Origin of the sequence: Microbacterium wangchenii (genome assembly GCF_004564355.1) — a bacterium.
In the GTDB taxonomy this organism is placed as follows: domain Bacteria; phylum Actinomycetota; class Actinomycetes; order Actinomycetales; family Microbacteriaceae; genus Microbacterium; species Microbacterium wangchenii.
This window is the reverse complement of record NZ_CP038266.1, coordinates 353,258-370,115: the sequence shown is the minus strand read 5'-3', so window position 1 is coordinate 370,115 and position 16,858 is coordinate 353,258. Positions and strand designations below refer to the sequence as shown.

Here is a 16,858-nt window from a genome sequence, read left to right as displayed (position 1 = left end):
GAGGCCGCGCACTCGCCGGCGTTTCAGGGTCGGGCCGGCAGCTGCTGCAGCGTCCACGAGTTGCCGTCCGGATCGGCGAAACGCACGAACCGACCCCAGTCCTGCTCGTCCACGCCGTCGGCGTCGACGCCGAGCTCACGGAGCCGGAGGAGCTCGGCATCCGCGTCAGGCACGACGACCTGGATGACATCCAGGCTGCCGGGGGCGACGGCCGATCCGAGCCCGGTGCCGAAGGCGATGGAGCACGCGGAGCCCGGCGGAGTCAGCTGCACGAAGCGCAACTCCTCATTCACCTGCTGATCGAAGTCGGCGACGAATCCGATGTGCGTGTAGAACGCCTTCGCACGGTCGACATCGGTGACGGGAATGAAAATGAGTTCGATCTTCCAGTTCATGGTGTCCTCCTTCAGATCTGGCGGACGCTACGCCTCACCGAGGACACCGGATGTCCGCGAAGGAAGACCCTCGAAACCTATGTCGGAGCGGTGACGCTCCAGCCGGCTTCGGACGTGACGGCCCCGGGCGACACACCGCTGATCGTCACGTGGACCCCGCCGCTGCGGGCACCCATGTCCGCGGTCGGGAACCACGGACGGCCGGTGGTGACGAAGATGAGCAGGCCGTCCTGGTCACCCGCGGTGGTGAAGTGGCGGGACTCGCCGGCGAAGGTCTCGACGCCGAACGTCCGGCGGGCGCTCGCGAACGCCTGCCCGACATCAGGCGCACCGAGGCCCACCTCGCTCACGCACAGCAGCTGGGCACCCGAGAAGGGCTCCTCCGACGGATTATCGAGATGCGCGCGGGTGATCAGCTCGAGGATGACGCGATCAGGGCCGAGGAAGTACAGCGACTCCGAGTTCCACGGCTCGCCGAGGCGAAGCTCGCTCTCACCGCCACCCCACGACATCAGTTCGACGCGGGGCTGAAGCCACGCCTTGGCATCGGCGAACCGATTGCTCGGGATCGTGAAGGCGAGATGATTCGACTCCTCGATCGGCAATCGCTCGTCCAGGGTCACGGTGCTCCGTCCGACGGTGACCGTGGCGCGCGGCCCGGCCACCGCGACCGGCAGGTCGAGCACGTCGCGGTAGAACGCGGCCGCCTGCGTGACATCCGCCGTCCCCATCCGCACGTCGTCGATGCGCATCCCGCCTCCACTCATTCCCCCGCGTGTGCACTGCGCAACGTGCGAGGCGAGTCGGTCATTCCTCGCCGGTGTCTGCGCGCCGGCCGCCGGCGCCATCAGTGGGCTGCGCCATGGTCCGCGCCCTCCGTGCGGATCGTCGACGGCGCGGTCGACGCGTCCTCCACCACGGTGAACTGGCCCATCATCCCCGCGTCCTCATGCGTGAGGAAGTGGCAGTGGTACATGTAGGGGGTGTCGGGATCGGTGTAGTCCTCGAACCGCATGATGAGTCGGTACTGCACTCCCGGGCGGGTGTAGATGGTGTCCTTCCAGCCGGCGAGTTCGGGCGGCGGTGGCTCCCCGTCGACGGTGAGCACGTGGAACTGCACGTCGTGCACGTGGAACGAGTGCGCGAACTGCATGCGGTTGCGCACGGCCCAGACCTCCACCGTGTCGACCTCGACGACCTCGTTCACCGTGTGCATCTGCATGGACTGACCGTTGATCTGCAGGCCGTCCATCTCGAACTGACGCTCCTGCCCTGCATCGGATTCATCGAGTCGCGGGATGTCCGCGAAGCGATCGGCCAACGGCTGGCTGGGCTCCAGTACAGATGCAGCGCGCAGCTGCAGGACGTCCAGGGTGTCTGCGCCTCCATTCAGTTCCGCGACCGCGTCCGGCATGCCGAGATCGGGCGTGCTCGAGCGCAGCACCGGCTGCTCTCCGGCCTCGACCTGCACGACGATCTCGGCCCGCTCGCCGGGCGACAGCTGCACCTCCCCCGTGCGGTGTGGTGCTTCGAGGAGCCCGCCGTCGGTACCGACGAGATCGAAGGATCGGCCATCGTCGAATGCGAACCGATAGGTGCGCGCCGACGACGCGTTGAGCACCCGGAGCTTCACACGCTCTGTCGTCACATCGAGATACGGCGCCGCCGTGCCGTTCACGAGCACGGTGTCACCCAGAGAGCCGACGAAACCTCGCGTCGACAGCGTGAACTGCCCCGCGTCGGTGAACTGCTTGTCCTGGACGATGACCGGGATGTCGTCGACGCCGTAGCTATGGGGCGGCCCGAACCGGCCGGGGTCGGGGGGCTCGAGGAGGAACATCCCGGCGAGCCCCATCTCCACGTGCTCCTCGGTCTCGCCGTGGACGTGCGGGTGGTACCACAGCGTCGTCGGCTCCTGATCGATGGTCCACGAGGGCGACCAGGTCTGACTCGGATCGATAACCTGATGCGGACCGCCGTCCATCTCCGCCGGGAGGTGCATCCCATGCCAGTGCACGGTCGTGGGCACCGCGAGTTCGTTGTCGACGCGGACTCTCACCGGCTCGCCGATCGTCGCCGCGAGCGTGGGGCCCAGATAGCTCCCGTTGAATCCCCACGTCGTCGTCCGCACCCCGGGTGTGAACTCGGTGGTCCCCTCGTCTGCGAGCAGGGCGAACTCCCGCACGCCGTCGGAAGCCACGGTGCCGCGGTCGAGCGGTGGAATGGCGAGCGGGTTGGTGAACTCGACCTGACCGGCGGTGTCCACCACCGGTGCCCGAGCGGTCGCGTCGCACGCGCTCAGCGCTCCTGCCGTGAGGACGAGTGCGGACAGCACCCCGAGGCAGCGCCCCGTCCCGCGGCGCTGGTTCTTGCTCGGCGTGGTTCTGGCGTGAATGCGCATTGCTGCTCCCCGGAGAGTCGATGAAGTGCGGCGGCGGGCGGGAGGCCCGCCCTAGGTGACGCCGGCGCGACGGTTCACCACCGCACGAACGGCCCAGGCGATGAGTCCCCCGACGGCACCGGCGACGACGCCGGTGATCAAGCCGCCGAGAATGGCCACGAGGCGGATCGGCATGCCGCCGCCCCCGACCGATGCGGGGTCATCCTCGAAGAGCTGGTTCCAGAGGAGTTGATAGGCGATGACGAGCAACACGCCTGAGGTCGCTCCGATCGCCAGAACCGTCAGGAACGGTCTGGCAACGGGTCGAATGACCACGACGGCGATCCACAGCGCGACCGGCGCCCAGGACAACAGCAACGAAGTCCACTGACCGGCCTCGAGGATGCCGAGGTCTTCCAGGACGGGTCCCGGTACGCGGAGCGCGGCGAGCGCGATGATCGCCACGATGGGCAGGCCCGAGCGGCGGGGGCGCGGCTGCGGTTCGGAGCGAAGGCTTGCAGCATGTGACATGTCGTCACGGTATGGAGCGGGGCAGGGTCCGGGCGTCGTCCCCCAGGCGACATCCGCGTCACCATCTGACGACTGCGCGGGTGGACAACGGCCTAGGTTCCGGTCGCTCGCGCTTGAGGCGCCCGAGCTGCTGGCCATAGGTTGAAGGCATGCGACGGTGGCCGGGACTTGCCTTCGGCCTGATCCTGCTGAGTGCGCTCACCGGGTGCACATCCGAGTTCGATGACGGTGGACCGCACCTTCCTGACCCCACCGGCGCTGCGGAGTCCGCGGACCCGGATGCTGCGGAGGCGGCGGAGCCGGATGCTGCGGAGGCGGCGGAGGCCGCGGCTGCGCCGGAGAGAGCTCAGGCCTGGCTGGACGCGGCTCTTCTGCCGCCCGGAGCCGTCAGCTCGTCGCGGCCCCCTGCCGACTTCAACAGCTACTACGTATGGCCGGATGGCGTCAACGTGGGACAGGTGCCGGCTCATGAAGCCCAGGAAGGGATCGTCTATTCGGTCGCCCAGACGCGCGAGGGCGTTGCCGTGCGGGCCCAGATAGCCGCGATGCACGAGTCGGCCACCTGCCCCTCGCTTCCTCCCGGCACATCGCTCGGCGGAGTCGGTCAGGGCTAGGGCGATGGCCGAACGAATGTCCCCCCGGGTCATCGTCGAGATCGTCGAGTACCCAACAGGCCAGACCAACGAGGACAGACCATGACGGAGACCGGCGTCGATACCGCGAGCGCTCGACACGCGCCGTCGCGTGGTGTTCGCGACGAAGTCGCTGTGCTCCTGGCCGTCGCCGCCGTCGTCGTGGGTCTGCTGCCGTGGCTCGCCACGGGCCTCCGGCTGCCGCTGCAGAACCTCTGGCTCCTGCCCACCGCGGCCGAGGACATGCCGCTCGTGCTGCTGCCGTTCAGTCAGTACTCGCTCATGCTCATCTTCGCTGTTCTGGTCGTCGGTGCCGCCGCGGCGGGGGTCGTGGCGCGGGCACTGCGGGATCGGCTCAGCCGGAGGGGACGGATACTGCTGCTCGGCGTCGTTCCGGCGCTGCAGCTGATCGCGGTCGTGCAGACGGCCGTTGCCGTTCGCAGCGGACTGGCCGACACGGGTCAGGCCGCGCTGTATCTGACCGCCCTGGTCGGGGTCAGTGTGCTGTCCGTTCTGGTGGGGATGCTCTCCCAGACCCTCATCGCCGTGGCACCTCGGGCGGGCGCGCTCCTCGGCCTCACGATCGCGGCGGTCGCCGCGTCCTCGTGGATCGGCGGCTTCCTCCAGCCGTTCACGCTCTTCGGGCCGGACTGGCTGCTTCCCGTGGTGGGGCTGATCGCCTGGGTGACCCCGGTGCTCACCGGAGCAGCCGTCGCGTGGACGGGTGTGTCCTCGCCTGGGCGCGTCGTCGCCGCTCTCACGAGCCTCATCGTCGTCTGGGTCGCGCCGGCCGCCATCACGGGGATCAGCAGCGCCGCCGGCAGTCGCGTACTCGCCTCCAACCCGGCCGCGATGATCGAGTACGCGCTTCAGGTCTTCGCAAGCGCCCTCCTGATCCCGGAACTCGCGCTGCGCCCCATCGTGGCCACGATCCTCATCGCCGCGATCGGGCTCGCGGCGCGCTGGGCGATCCGCCGCCGCCACGCCGGCCCGACCGGGGCGCTCTGAACTACAGCAGCGTGAGCCGCTCCGAAGCGTCAGCCATTGCGGACGAGCCACCTCCTGCACGAACCCTCCGCTCTGCGGATTCTGAACCCCGCAGGACTCGCGATTCCCGCCCTCGCGGTGACGGCGATCGTCGTCGCGAACGTGTGGTTCTGCGCCATCCCGCTCTTCGGGATCAACGACTCAGGTACCTACATCTGGCGGTTCCCGTTCGGCTCCGTCGACTACCAGGTCGAACCGGTTGGATGAGCGACGACGCTGGTGGGCGACCGCGCTCTCCGCAACGAGGTGCCCGCGGCGCTAGTGTCGGGGCATGCACAGCGCTGAGCTCCGCGACGTCCGATTCCCCCCGGGGAAGCGAAAGGGCTTGTTCCGCGTGGAGGGGTTCTCCGCAGAGGACGTCGACGATTTCCTGCAGGAGTGCGAAGTCGCCCTCCACGCCTACGAGAGCGGCGGGACGCCCCGCTTGCGCAGTGAGGACGTCGTGACCCGGCAGTTCCCCACCTCCACGCGTCACGGCGGCTCTTACGACATGGATGCCGTCAGCGAGTTCCTGGACCGCGTCACGGCCGCACTGCAGGAGCACGAACAGCGAGTGCCCTGACCTCGGCGCTTCGCACGGCAGCCCCCGACACCTACGAGCTGAGCGTGTTGATCGCCGCCGGTGCTCCGACGTAGCGTCGTCGCATGGCTGAGTACACGACGGTCGACCCGTGGATCATCTCCGCCGACACGCTCGCAGAGATCGCGTTCCTCAGCGACGTCTTCGGCGCCGTTGCGAGAGCCGAGCCATTGCTGGACGCCAGCGGACGCGTGGCGCATGCCGAACTCGCGATCGGCGACTCGGTCGTCATGCTGTTCGATGCCCAGGAGACAAGACCGGCGTACCTGCGCGTCTATGTGGACGACCTGGATGCGGTGATCACCCGCGCGGAATCCGGTGAGGCTCGGGTGGTCACTCGCCCGACCGAGCTCGCATGGGGCGATGTCGTCTCCCGGTTCCGCGACCCGCAGGGCCACCTCTGGTGGGCGTTCCAGAAGTTGGACATCGACTTCGCCGACATGGAGCGGCGGGCGGAGGATCCGCGCTTCCAGGAGGGGATGGCATACGTGCAGTCGTCCGCGGCCGGAGAGATTACGTGATTCCGCGTCGACCCGGTAGGAGATCAACACCACGCGTGTGGCGTACAGGGTGCCGATGACGGTTACGCCTCGAGGGTGGCGATCGGCGTGCCCCGGCAGCCCCAGGCCGCACACATCCCGCCTGATGGCGCGGTCCCGCGGAGCGGACGTCGCCAGTCGCCCGCGCGTTCGACTCCGAACGAACATGCGTCGGGATGCTCGTCGTCCGACACGCACGGGGCGTGCGGCCAGGGTGGCCCGCACGCCCCGTGCGTGAGGAGGGGTGATCAGCTGGGCGCTTGGGCGGCCGCCTCGATCAGCTCCGCCGTCTCCGCCGCGTGGGAGACGTAACCGGCATGCGACGCGTCGATCGAGGTGGTGTGCGCACCCATCCGCTCAGCGAAGAAGCGCTGCGCGACCGGCGAGAGCGCGTTGTCCTGGTTGGAGATCTGGTACCAGCTGGGGATCGTCTTCCACGCCGGCTCCCCGGTCCGCTCCTCCAGCACCGCCACGTTGGTCGGGCGCTGGGTCGCGGCCATGATGTCGGTCTGCCGAGCAGGCACGTCTGCCGCGAAGATCTGCCGGAACCGGGCCGGGACGATGGTGGCGTCGGCACCGCCGGGGTAGGGCCGCACGATGAGGGAGTCGGGCGTCAGCTCGGCACCCGGGTACGTCACCGGGTCGTTGAACTGGGCGATGGTCTCGCCCTCGTCGGGCGTGAAGGCCGCTGCGAACACCAGTGCGCGGACGTTGCCGGCGCCGGTGGCGGCGTTCGTGATGACCGCGCCGCCATAGGAATGGCCGACGAGGACCACGTCGCCGTCGATGGAGTCGAGGATGCTGCGGACGTACGCCGAGTCGGACGCCAGGCCGCGCAACGGGTTGGCGACGGCGAGCACCGGGTAGCCGTCCTCCTGGAGCTTGCTGATCACACCGCCCCAGCCGCTCGAGTCCGCCCAGGCGCCGTGCACGAGGACGACGGTGGGCTTCGCGGCCGGCTGCTCGCCGGCGGTCGAGATGTCAGTGTTCATGTGAGTTTCCTTTCGTGTGTTGTCGTGATGGATGGTTCGTTGCGTACACCGGAGGGGGTTCAGGACTCCTCGACGTCGGAGAAGAGTCCTGTCATTCCTCCGGTCGCGAGTTCGCCGGCGCGCCGGAAGAAGGCCCCCGCTTCGGGCGTTCCCAAGGGCGCGTTGGCTGCCGCGTAGTCGGGGAAGTAGAGGTCGATCATGCGATAGGCCGGAGTGGCGGTGCCGTCTTCCTTGGGCCAGACCTTCGAGGTCTCCATCTTCAGGAGACCGGGGAATCTCCGGGCTCGGTCGACCAATTCGGCGTAACCGGACTCGAACGCGTCCGGGTCAACCGGGTTGTCGAAGATAAGGGTGATTTTCGTGGGCATGCGGAGCTCCTTGCGTCGAGTGGTGATGTGGATGGGGGTTCAGGCGGCGGCCGCGTCGGTCGCGGAGTCGGCCGTGACGAGAGCGACGGATGCTGTGACGTGATCTCGGCCGTCTGTCTCGAGCAGGCGGAGCCAGATCTCGCTGATAGTCGGGTAGGCGGGCACCGCGTGCCACAGGCGGTCGAGCGGGACCTCCCCGGCGATGGCGATCGTCGCGGCGTGGAGGAGTTCGGCGACGTCCGGACCGACGGCGGTGAAACCGATCACGGTGTTGCGGGTGGCGTCGATGACGATGCGGGCCTGGCCGCGATAGTGATCGGCGTGCAGCGCGGCACCGGCGACTTTCCCCAGGTCGTAGTCGACGACCCGTGTGTCTCGTCCGGCTGCCGCGGCTTCCTGTGCCGTGAGCCCGACGGTGGCGACCTCGGGCTCGGTGAAGATCACTTGCGTGAGCGCCCGTTCGTCGGCGGTCACGGCGTGGCGTCCCCACGGATCCAGGCCGGGTTCCGCGCCGTTCGCTCGCGCGACGATGGCATCGCCCAGCGCGCGGGCCTGGTACTTGCCGTGGTGCGTCAGCGGTGCGCGACGGTTGACGTCGCCGGCGGCGAAGAGCCAGGCTGCACCAGGGTCGGCACCGGTCTCGTCGCCGATCGGCTGACCGTTCTGGTCGAGAACGGCGAGGGTGTGGTCGACCGTCAGCCACCTGCCCGCTTCCAGGCCGATCCGGTCCAGACCGATGTCCGTCGTATTCGCCACCCGTCCGGTCGCGACGAGAACCTCGTCCGCCGCGACGGTGCTGCCGTCCGACAGGGCGATCTCGAGGATGCCGGAATCCTTCCGTCGAGCCTCGACGGCGTCGGCCTCCAGGTGGAGTGCGACACCGGCGGAGCGGAGCGCCTCCGTCACGTGCTCGCTCGCGAACAGCTCGGCTCGCGGAAGCAGGCGCGTATGAGAGATCAGTGACACGTGGGAGCCGAGTGCGTGAAATGCCGTCGCCATCTCGGCGCCGACCACTCCGCCCCCGATGATCGCCAGGCGGTCCGGGACCTTCTGTGTGGCCGCGGCTTCGCGGTTCGTCCACGGCGTGACGTCCGCCAGTCCCGCGATCGGCGGCATGTGTGCGCTGCTGCCGGTGGCGACGACGACGGCATGGCGTGCCCGCAGGTGCGTCGTCGTGCCGTCGGCGGTGTCGGTGACGGTCACCGTGTGAGGGCCACTGATCCGTCCCTGTCCGCGGACCAGCGTGATGCCGGCACTGCGCAGCCAATCGACCTGACCTGAGTCGTGCCAGTGCTCGGCGAACCGGTCCCGACGGGCGAACACCGCGGCCGGGTCGAGGATGCCGCTCGCAGCTCGCCCCGCGGCGGGAAGGGCACGGGCAGCTCGGAGCGCGGCAGCATCACGGAGAAGTGCCTTGGTGGGCATGCAGGCCCAGTACGAGCACTCACCACCGACGAGTTCACGTTCGACGATGGTCGCGGTCAGGCCGCCTTGCACGACTCGGTCGGCGACGTTCTCGCCGACAGGTCCCGCGCCGATGACGATCACGTCGACGACGGAATCGCCGTCTACGTCGGATGCGATGAGGGACGGGCGGGTGACTTCAGTCATGATCACTTCCCCGCCTTTCGGATGACGCGGTGCAACTGGATCGCCGAAATCAGGAAGAAGACGCCACCGAGGGCCGCATAGCCGCCGGCAATGGTCAGCGCGGCATTCGGCCCCGCGCCCACCAGAAGGAAGCCCGCACCCGCGAAGACGGAGAGTCCGCCACTGAGGACCTGTGCCAGCTGGCCTCCGATGCGCCAGCGCAGAATCGCGACGATCAACTGGACGATTCCCGCGGTGATCGCCCAGATCCCCCACACCCGCAGGATGTCCGGGATACCGGAGCCGACGACAGCGGCGAGGCCGATCGCAGCCGCGAGGCTCAGCGCGATGTTGATGTAAAGCGGGGCCTTCGGCCGACTGGACCCGGAAGAGCGGAAGTCGATGATCGCTGCCGCGACATCGAACAACGGATAGATGACGAGCAGAGCGATAGAGCCTGCGTTGATCGACGTCGCGGTCGCGATGAGCAGGATCGCCCAGGTGACAGCGAATCCGAATCTCGCGAAGTAGAGGTTTCGCAGCGCCCTCGTACTGCTGGCGGCGCGTACGGCGACCCCCGGATCCCCGGTATGGACTGAGGCGGACATGTGCTCCCATTTCTTGTAGATAGAACGGTCGGTACACCGAGCATGAACCGACTCGACCCATCTGTCAAGACAGATCGTTCTGTCTCTCTGATAACGTGGGAGGCACAGCAACATTTCGGAACGAGGCACACATGTCCGACGCACGAACTCGACTGCTCGACACGGCCAGCCGGCTCTTCTACGCCGACGGGCTGCGCGCCGTCGGAATCGATCGCGTCATCGCCGAAGCACAGGTCACCCGCGCCACGCTCTATCGGCACTTCCCGAGCAAGGACGACCTGCTCGTCGCCTACCTCACGCAGATCGACGAGGGGATCCGCGCGCGGACCGACGCCGCCCGAAACTCCGGCGGCGACACGGACGACATCATCCGAACGATCGCGCAGGCCATCGCCGACGACATCCGGGGCGCCGGCTTCCGCGGATGCGCATTCCTCAACGCCGCCGCGGAGTACCCCGACCCCAACCACCCGGTTCACCATGCCGTGCTCGAGCACCGGGAGTGGTTTCTCACGACGATGACCGAGCTCTTCGCTCAGACTGGAAAGATCGACGCCGAACCCGCAGCCCGACATTTCGTGATGCTCCGAGATGGCGCGATGGCCGCCGGCTCCCTCACCGACCCGGAGCCCATCTGCGCGACCTTCCTACGTGGTGTCGAGGGACTCCTCGCCTATCGCAGCGGCCTGGAACCCGGCGACATCACAGGGTTGAGCAACACACCCTGAGCGGGCGCGTTCAGCGGCCGATTCACGCAAGTGGCCGGAACAGGTCCGGCGCCACAGCCGGCGGCGGCTCGGCCTAGTGCGCGGCAGGGTGAGCGAGCGGCTCCTCGACGTCGGCGGGCTTGCGCACGAAGAGGGTGAGCACGACCGCGACGCTCGCGATCACCGCTCCCACCACGAACGCAGTGTGCACACCCGCGGTCATCGCTTCGCCGGGGGCGTCGCCGGCAGCGAGGGCGCTCGCGGTCCCCACGGACATGAGCGTGACGAACAGGGCGGTACCGGCCGCGCCGGCCACCTGCTGGAGGGTGCTCGTGATCGCGCTGCCGTGCGAGTACAGGAAGCGGGGCAGCGACCCGAGTGCGGAGGTCAGCAGTGGCGTGAAGACGAAACCGAGCCCCAGGTTGAGGGTCATGTGCATGAGCACGATCCACCAGATCTCGGTGTTCATGTCGAACGTCGTCATGCCCCACAGCGCCGCTGCGGCGACGACCATCCCGGGAAAGACCAGCGGACGCGGCCCGAAGCGATCGAACAGCGCCCCCACGATCGGGGCGATGACGCCCATGAGGATGCCGCCGGGCAGCATCATGAGGCCGACCGTCAGGGTGTCGAGAGCCAGCGCCTGCTGCAGGAACAGCGGCAGGAGGATGAGCGAGCCGAACAGCGCCGCCATCACGACGACGACAAGCACGACGGCGAGGGTGAAGGAGCGCGAGGTGAAGGTGCGGAGGTCGAGGAAGGCGGCATCCGTCTTCTGCAACGACAGCTGGCGCAGCACGAACACGACGAGCGAGACGACACCGACGACGAGCGGGATCCAGACCGGCACGGGTGCGTGACCCGACGCCGACTCGCCGATGAGGCTGAGGCCGTAGATGAGCCCGCCGAAGCCGAGGGCCGCGAGCACGGCCGAGAGCGGATCGAATGAAGGCCGCGAGGTCTCGGTGACGTTGCGCACCCACACGGCGCCGAGCGCGATCGCGAGCAGGGCGATGGGAAGCACGAGCCAGAACATCCAGCGCCAGTCCAGGGCGGAGAGGATGACACCGGCCACCGTCGGACCGACCGCCGGCGCGACAGCGATGACGATGGAGATGACGCCCATCATGCGCCCGCGGTGGGTGGGCGCCACGACGTTGAGCACGGTGGTGAACAGCAGCGGCATCATGATGGCGGTGCCGGACGCCTGCACCACGCGGCCGGCGAGCAGCATCCCGAAGCCTGTCGAGAGCGCGGCGATGAGCGTTCCGGCAGCGAACAGCGACATCGCGGTGAAGAACAGGCCTCGTAGCGGGAACCGCGCCAGCAGATAGCCCGTGCACGGGATCACGATGGCCATGGTGAGAAGGAATCCGGTGGTCAGCCATTGCGCGGTGGCGGCGGTGATGTCGAGGTCGGCCATGAGCCGGGGCAGGGCGACGCCCATGATCGTCTCGTTGAGGATGACGACGAAGGCCGAGGCCACGAGGAGGGCGATCACGGGGCCGGTCCGGGGCGCAGCCGCTGCGGCGGGCACGGATATCGAAGCGGTGTCGGGGTTTTTCTCGAGCGTCACGAAGGGCTTTCTATCTGCAGGGCTGCACACTGTTGCGGGAGGGGCGCCGGATGAGCTGCACGAACGCCCCGATCAGTATATGGCAGTGACTGCCACTATCGGTTCGTCGGGTGCGAGAATGGGCGGATGCTCGAACCCGACGATCGGCACCGCAACATCACCGGTCCCGCCGACGACCCTGACGCCCACCGCGGCCTGCGCGAACAGCGACGTCGTGAGACCCGTCGCGATATCGCCGACGCGGCGATCGAGCTCTTCGAGCGCCAGGGTGTCGCCGCCACGACGGTGGAGGAGATCGCCGAAGCCGCCGGCATCGCCCCGCGTACCTTCTACCGCCACGCGGTGACGAAAGAGAACGCCCTGTTCGTCGACGACGACTCCATGGAGCGGCTGATCGCCCGCGTGCGCGCCGTCGACGGAGCGGGGCCCGCGGTGAGACGCACGATCGAGCAGGCCTACCTGGCGTCCATCGATGCCTTCGACGCCGAGCAGCCCGACACCCACACGCGCATCCTGCGGGCGCGTCGCCTCGTTCTCGCCGAGCCGGGCCTGCTCTCCCGCGCCCTCGCCCGTGACGACGAATACGTGCAGGCCCTCACCACCATCGTGTTGCGCGCCGACGACGACCCGGACGCCGATGAGATCCAGGCCCGCGCTGTCGTCACCGCGATCAACACGAACGTCCGCCTGGCCTACGACGAGTGGGCGCGCCGGGCCGAACGCGGCCAGAAGGCATCCGTCCGACACCTCTACCAGCAGGTGCGGTCGGTGCTGACCGACCACTTCACAGCCGACGACCTCGACTGAACGCAGAGCGTGCACTTCGCGGTCGCGGGTGGATATCTCGACCGACGTAACTCCGGATAGGCGCTCAGTCCTCGGGGTCGTCCCAGCGTCGCACGAACCCCGAGATCGGCTCGATGGCCGACATCAGGTCGTTGCCACGCTCGGTCAGGTGATACCGCACGCTGACGGGGATGGTCGGGATGACCTCTCGCTCGACCAGCTGCGCCGCACCGAGCTGCTGCAGGCGCACGGTGAGCATACGGGCGGACAGACCGGGGACCGCGGCGACGATCTCACTGAACCGTTCCGCGCCGCGGGCGAGTGCGAGGAGGATGCCTGCCGACCAGCGCTGACCGACGACCTCGAGCATCGCACCGGTCCGCTCGCAGTCGCGCTCGTCGGCGTGCGCCCAGGCGGTCGTCGGCTGGGCAGGGGAAGCGGATGGCAGAGTCACTTACTCATGGTAAGTCAGTTACGGGGTGTTTGCACCGGTCTGACCAAGAAGAACAGCATGGCCGCATGCCTGATTACGGTCACCCGGTGAAGTTCGGAAGCTTCATCACTCCCCGAAGCGACAGCCCCCAGCTCCCCGTCGACCTCGCGGTTCTGAGCGAGGAGGTGGGGCTCGATGTCGTCACCTTCCAGGATCATCCGTACCAGCCCACGTTCCTCGACACCGCCACGCTTCTGACCTGGGTCGCGGCGCGCACGTCCCGCATCCATGTCGCGGCGAACGTGCACAGCCTGCCGTTTCGCCCCGCCGCCGTGCTCGCGCGCGCGAGCGCGAGCCTGGACCTGCTCAGTGGAGGCCGCGTCGCCCTCGGGCTAGGGACCGGAGGGTTCGGCGGTGCCATCGCGGCGATGGGAGGCCCCGATCGCACCGTCGGTCAGGCGGTGAGCGCCTTGGACGAGGCCATCGACGTCATCCGCGGGATCTGGGCCGGGAACGACCCGACACCGCTGTATATGAACGGCGAGTACTACCAGATCAGTGGCGCCAAGCGCGGGCCGAACCCGGCCCACGACCTGCCGATCTGGGTGGGCGCCTTCAAGCCGCGCATGCTTCGACTCGTCGGACGCAAGGCCGACGGCTGGCTCCCCAGCCTTCCCTGGCTGGAGATGGGCGTGACCCGGGCGAACGAGATCGTCGACGAGGCGGCCCGCGGCGCCGGGCGCGACCCGCGCAAAATCGTGCGGCTGTTGAACGTCTTCCCGCAGACCACCGCCGACGAGCTTGCCCGGCTTGCGATCGAGGACGGCGTGAGCGTCTTCATCGTCGCGAGTGATGACCCCGCGGAGATCCGCCGCTTCGCGCAGGTGGTCGCGCCCGAGGTGCGCGAGCGTCTCGAAGAGCACCGCGCGCGGGAGGCGGCGACAGGAGGCGGCGGCCCGTCTGTGCCGAGCTTCGAGGGTGACGACGTACCGGAATCGCTCGCCGCGTCCGCCCTCACCCCGGCTGGAACGGGGTACACCCGATACACGTCCGGGTACTTCCGCGGCGCTCGCCCGGGTCTCGTACTGCGGCCGAAGACGCCTGCGCAAGTGCAGGATGCTGTGCGTTTCGCTGCTCGTCACACCGACGTGTCGCTGGGCATCCTCAGCGGCGGCCACGGACTGTCGGGCCGCTCGCTCAACAACGACGGCATCGTGATCGCCGTCGACGCACTGAACAGCATCGAGATGCTGAGAGGCCGGCACTTCCGGACCGGGCCGGGCGCCGACTGGGCTGGAGTGGCCAGTGCGCTCGCTCCGCACGGGCTCGCGCTCACGGCGGGCGACTCCGGTGGCGTGGGGATCGGGGGCCTGGCCACCGCCGGCGGCATCGGATGGTTCGTGCGCGAGCACGGACTGACGATCGACCACCTGCGCTCCGTCGACGTCGTCACTGCCGACGGCGAGCTCGTGCGCGCCAGCGCGGAGGAGAATCCGGACCTGTTCTGGGCGATGCGCGGGGCGGGCGCGAACTTCGGCGTCGGAGTGTCGTTCGAGTTCGAGGCGCACCCCGTCGGCCCGTCGGTCGGCTTCGCGATGCTCACGTACGCCGTCGACGACATGGCCGGGTTCCTCCGTGATTGGGGGACGACGCTGGAATCGGCGCATCCCAGCGTCACCGGAACGCTCATGATCGCCGCCCGCGGGCGGGGGGTGGGCCAGATCGCCGTGCAGGCTATGCTCGTGGTCGACTCGGACGACGCCGGCACTGTCGTAGAGCGACTGCAGCCCTTCGCCCCGCTGGCACCGCTCGCGAGCCAGTCCGTGCAGTTGGTGCCGTACTCCGCTCTCCTGGAGACGCCCCTCGGTGAGCAGCAGCAGGGCCGCGGCGAACCGCATGCGCACTCCGCGCTGTTCCGCCGTCTGAGCGATGACGTCGCCGCCGCGCTCGCCGACCTGCTCGAAGCGGATTCGCCATTCCTCCTCTCGGTGCGCTCCGCCGGCGGCGCAGCCGGGAACACCGCGTCGGATGCCACCGCCTACGCCTGGCGCAGCGCGAACTTCCTCATCGCGGCCCTCGGCGGACGCACTCCCGACTTCGAGGCACGCTGGAGGCGAGTACGCGACCGCGCGGAGGGCATGTACTTGAGCTTCGAGACCGACACCGGTCCCGAGGTTGTCGCCCGCGCTTTCCCTCCCGCGCACCTAGCGCGGCTGCGTGACCTCAAGCGTCGCTGGGACCCGACGGGCCTGTTCCGCGACAACTTCTACATCGTGCCCGCGGAGGGTTGAGTTCGCGTGCCGCCAGGCTCACGCACTGAAGCGAGATGCCAACCGCTCTGGCTGGAGCTATCAATCGTTTGTTCTCATGGGGGAAGGGAGGTCGGTGAAGATGATCTCCATGAGAGGGCTTCCGGCCATCCAGTCTTCGACGCGCTGGGGTTGCCGGACGATGGCCGGGTTATGCGGCTGATTGAAGTCGTCGACGATGTACTCGAAGATCGGTCGCTTCTGAGCGGGCTCGGTGATGGGGATGGCGGTGGCTCGCAGGTCGGCATGGATGCCGTGCTTGAGGTGGAACGTGAACTGCGGATTCGCCACGAGGTTGGCGTACCAGTCGCGACGCGCGGGTGTGCTGCTGAGGTACCAGCGGCCGTAGATGTGATGGAACCAGATCTCGATCCGTCGGGGCTTACCGGAACGGGCTCCGATCGTGGTGATGTCGACGGTGCGCTGCCAGGCGGTCGAGTCATGGTTGATATCGAGTGCGCGCATGATCGCGCTCAGGTTGGTCATCTTCTCTCCGATTCATGCTGTCCACGTCCCGCCCGACATGTCGGTGCGGGCGGGACGCTGGGTGGATCAGACGGTCAGGTCCCACTCCGCGGCCTGCACCTCGCGCGTCTCGTGCTCCATCGAAGGCGGGTAGACATTCCGATAGGTGGCGATTTCCCCTGTGATGACCTTGACGATGACGTCGACCATCCCCTGGGGATCTTCCTGCCCGGCGAGGGTGAACGGGGGTTCCCAACCCGGCAGGAGGGCGGTCTCCGGGTCGTACCAGTACGTGGAGGCCTCCAGCGCGGTGTCATTGAAGCCGGTGAGGTAGAGCCCGGGCTGGACAGTGGCGACGGCGATCCCCTTCGGCTTGAGTTCCTCGCGCAACGTCGCCGCGATCGCTTCGATCGCGTACTTCGTTGCGCTGTAGGCCCCGCCGAACGGCGGAGTCTGCAAGCCCGCGTCGGAGGAGTTGAACACGATCTTGCCGTTGCCCCGCTCGATCATCTGGCGGATGAAGCCCTTGGTGAGTTCCATGACGGAGAACACGTTCGTCTCGAAGTTCGCCCGCAGCAGCGACATCGGCACATCCGTCAGCGTGCCGCTGTGAGCAACCCCGGCGTTGTTGAAGAGTACGTCGACGTCGTAGCGCAGCGCATGCGCACGGTCGATGTCGTCCAGCAGGTCGAGCTTGATGACCTCGATGTTCTCAAGACCCTCAGCGGCGATCTCCTGCCGCAGCTGCCAAGCCTGCGGCCAGATCTGGACGCCGGCGATGACGCGGTAGCCCTGGCGCGACAGATCGAACGCGGTGAGGCGCCCGAACCCGCTGCCTGCCCCGGTGATGAGGACTGTCTTCGTCATGGTGAACCCTCTCGTAAACCAACCAACTAGTTCGTTCTTTCACGATACGCGCG

At 68.2% G+C, this 16,858-nt stretch carries 20 protein-coding genes; 8 read left to right on the top strand and 12 right to left on the bottom strand.

The window, feature by feature from the left end; genetic code table 11:
* Positions 1-23 precede the first annotated feature (23 nt).
* From E4K62_RS01770 to E4K62_RS01755, 4 genes are all read right to left on the bottom strand, one after another.
* Complete coding sequence (locus E4K62_RS01770) at positions 24-395, bottom strand: VOC family protein (protein ID WP_135062986.1); 372 nt, start codon at positions 393-395, stop codon at positions 24-26.
* Positions 396-472: 77 nt separating this feature from the next.
* Positions 473-1,147: a VOC family protein gene (locus E4K62_RS01765; RefSeq protein WP_135062984.1), complete on the bottom strand. Its 675-nt coding sequence runs from the start codon at positions 1,145-1,147 to the stop codon at positions 473-475.
* A gap of 95 nt (positions 1,148-1,242) precedes the next feature.
* The gene (locus E4K62_RS01760) at positions 1,243-2,796 is read right to left on the bottom strand and encodes a multicopper oxidase family protein (RefSeq protein WP_135062982.1); all 1,554 of its coding nucleotides are present in this window, start codon (positions 2,794-2,796) and stop codon (positions 1,243-1,245) included.
* 51 nt (positions 2,797-2,847) lie between these two features.
* Positions 2,848-3,306, bottom strand: a complete 459-nt coding sequence (locus tag E4K62_RS01755) for a hypothetical protein (protein ID WP_135062980.1) — start codon at positions 3,304-3,306, stop codon at positions 2,848-2,850.
* A gap of 149 nt (positions 3,307-3,455) precedes the next feature.
* On the opposite strand from E4K62_RS01755, the gene E4K62_RS01750 reads away from it, so the two are divergent.
* The 5 genes from E4K62_RS01750 (at position 3,456) to E4K62_RS01730 (ending at position 6,086) form a co-directional block, all read left to right on the top strand.
* Positions 3,456-3,920, top strand: a complete 465-nt coding sequence (locus E4K62_RS01750; protein ID WP_135062978.1) for a hypothetical protein — start codon at positions 3,456-3,458, stop codon at positions 3,918-3,920.
* 81 nt (positions 3,921-4,001) lie between these two features.
* Positions 4,002-4,946 (top strand): hypothetical protein, encoded by a 945-nt coding sequence (locus tag E4K62_RS01745; RefSeq protein ID WP_135062976.1) that lies wholly within the window; start codon positions 4,002-4,004, stop codon positions 4,944-4,946.
* Positions 4,947-4,982: 36 nt separating this feature from the next.
* The gene (locus E4K62_RS01740; protein ID WP_135062974.1) at positions 4,983-5,192 is read left to right on the top strand and encodes a hypothetical protein; all 210 of its coding nucleotides are present in this window, start codon (positions 4,983-4,985) and stop codon (positions 5,190-5,192) included.
* Between the two features lie 64 nt (positions 5,193-5,256).
* Positions 5,257-5,547: a DivIVA domain-containing protein gene (locus E4K62_RS01735; protein ID WP_135062972.1), complete on the top strand. Its 291-nt coding sequence runs from the start codon at positions 5,257-5,259 to the stop codon at positions 5,545-5,547.
* A gap of 83 nt (positions 5,548-5,630) precedes the next feature.
* Positions 5,631-6,086: a VOC family protein gene (locus E4K62_RS01730; protein WP_135062970.1), complete on the top strand. Its 456-nt coding sequence runs from the start codon at positions 5,631-5,633 to the stop codon at positions 6,084-6,086.
* Positions 6,087-6,352: 266 nt separating this feature from the next.
* Here the strand turns inward: E4K62_RS01730 and E4K62_RS01725 are convergent, their stop codons facing one another.
* Genes E4K62_RS01725 through E4K62_RS01715 form a run of 4 tightly spaced genes read right to left on the bottom strand, consistent with a single transcriptional unit; the run spans position 6,353 to position 9,662 of the window.
* Positions 6,353-7,096 (bottom strand): alpha/beta hydrolase, encoded by a 744-nt coding sequence (locus E4K62_RS01725; protein WP_205805868.1) that lies wholly within the window; start codon positions 7,094-7,096, stop codon positions 6,353-6,355.
* A 59-nt stretch (positions 7,097-7,155) separates the two neighbouring features.
* Complete coding sequence (locus tag E4K62_RS18765; protein ID WP_205805866.1) at positions 7,156-7,464, bottom strand: EthD domain-containing protein; 309 nt, start codon at positions 7,462-7,464, stop codon at positions 7,156-7,158.
* 39 nt (positions 7,465-7,503) lie between these two features.
* A complete protein-coding gene (locus tag E4K62_RS01720) occupies positions 7,504-9,075 on the bottom strand; it encodes a dihydrolipoyl dehydrogenase family protein (protein ID WP_135062966.1) in 1,572 nt (523 codons plus the stop codon).
* Positions 9,076-9,077: 2 nt separating this feature from the next.
* On the bottom strand, positions 9,078-9,662 hold the full coding sequence (locus E4K62_RS01715; RefSeq protein WP_135062964.1) for a hypothetical protein: 585 nt from the start codon (positions 9,660-9,662) through the stop codon (positions 9,078-9,080).
* A 131-nt stretch (positions 9,663-9,793) separates the two neighbouring features.
* On the opposite strand from E4K62_RS01715, the gene E4K62_RS01710 reads away from it, so the two are divergent.
* Positions 9,794-10,390, top strand: a complete 597-nt coding sequence (locus E4K62_RS01710) for a TetR/AcrR family transcriptional regulator (RefSeq protein ID WP_135062962.1) — start codon at positions 9,794-9,796, stop codon at positions 10,388-10,390.
* Positions 10,391-10,463: 73 nt separating this feature from the next.
* Here the strand turns inward: E4K62_RS01710 and E4K62_RS01705 are convergent, their stop codons facing one another.
* Positions 10,464-11,945 (bottom strand): MDR family MFS transporter, encoded by a 1,482-nt coding sequence (locus E4K62_RS01705; RefSeq protein ID WP_135062960.1) that lies wholly within the window; start codon positions 11,943-11,945, stop codon positions 10,464-10,466.
* Between the two features lie 126 nt (positions 11,946-12,071).
* Between E4K62_RS01705 and E4K62_RS01700 the strand changes: the two genes are divergently transcribed.
* Positions 12,072-12,752 (top strand): TetR/AcrR family transcriptional regulator, encoded by a 681-nt coding sequence (locus tag E4K62_RS01700; protein WP_135062958.1) that lies wholly within the window; start codon positions 12,072-12,074, stop codon positions 12,750-12,752.
* 64 nt (positions 12,753-12,816) lie between these two features.
* On the opposite strand, the gene E4K62_RS01695 is transcribed toward E4K62_RS01700, so the two are convergent.
* Positions 12,817-13,185, bottom strand: coding sequence for a winged helix-turn-helix transcriptional regulator (locus E4K62_RS01695; RefSeq protein ID WP_240742779.1), 369 nt, complete (start codon positions 13,183-13,185; stop codon positions 12,817-12,819).
* A 65-nt stretch (positions 13,186-13,250) separates the two neighbouring features.
* On the opposite strand from E4K62_RS01695, the gene E4K62_RS01690 reads away from it, so the two are divergent.
* Positions 13,251-15,455: an LLM class flavin-dependent oxidoreductase gene (locus E4K62_RS01690; protein WP_135062956.1), complete on the top strand. Its 2,205-nt coding sequence runs from the start codon at positions 13,251-13,253 to the stop codon at positions 15,453-15,455.
* A 60-nt stretch (positions 15,456-15,515) separates the two neighbouring features.
* Here the strand turns inward: E4K62_RS01690 and E4K62_RS01685 are convergent, their stop codons facing one another.
* Both E4K62_RS01685 and E4K62_RS01680 read right to left on the bottom strand, forming a co-directional pair.
* The gene (locus tag E4K62_RS01685; RefSeq protein ID WP_135062954.1) at positions 15,516-15,959 is read right to left on the bottom strand and encodes a nitroreductase/quinone reductase family protein; all 444 of its coding nucleotides are present in this window, start codon (positions 15,957-15,959) and stop codon (positions 15,516-15,518) included.
* 66 nt (positions 15,960-16,025) lie between these two features.
* Complete coding sequence (locus E4K62_RS01680; RefSeq protein WP_135062952.1) at positions 16,026-16,805, bottom strand: SDR family oxidoreductase; 780 nt, start codon at positions 16,803-16,805, stop codon at positions 16,026-16,028.
* Positions 16,806-16,858 lie beyond the last annotated feature (53 nt).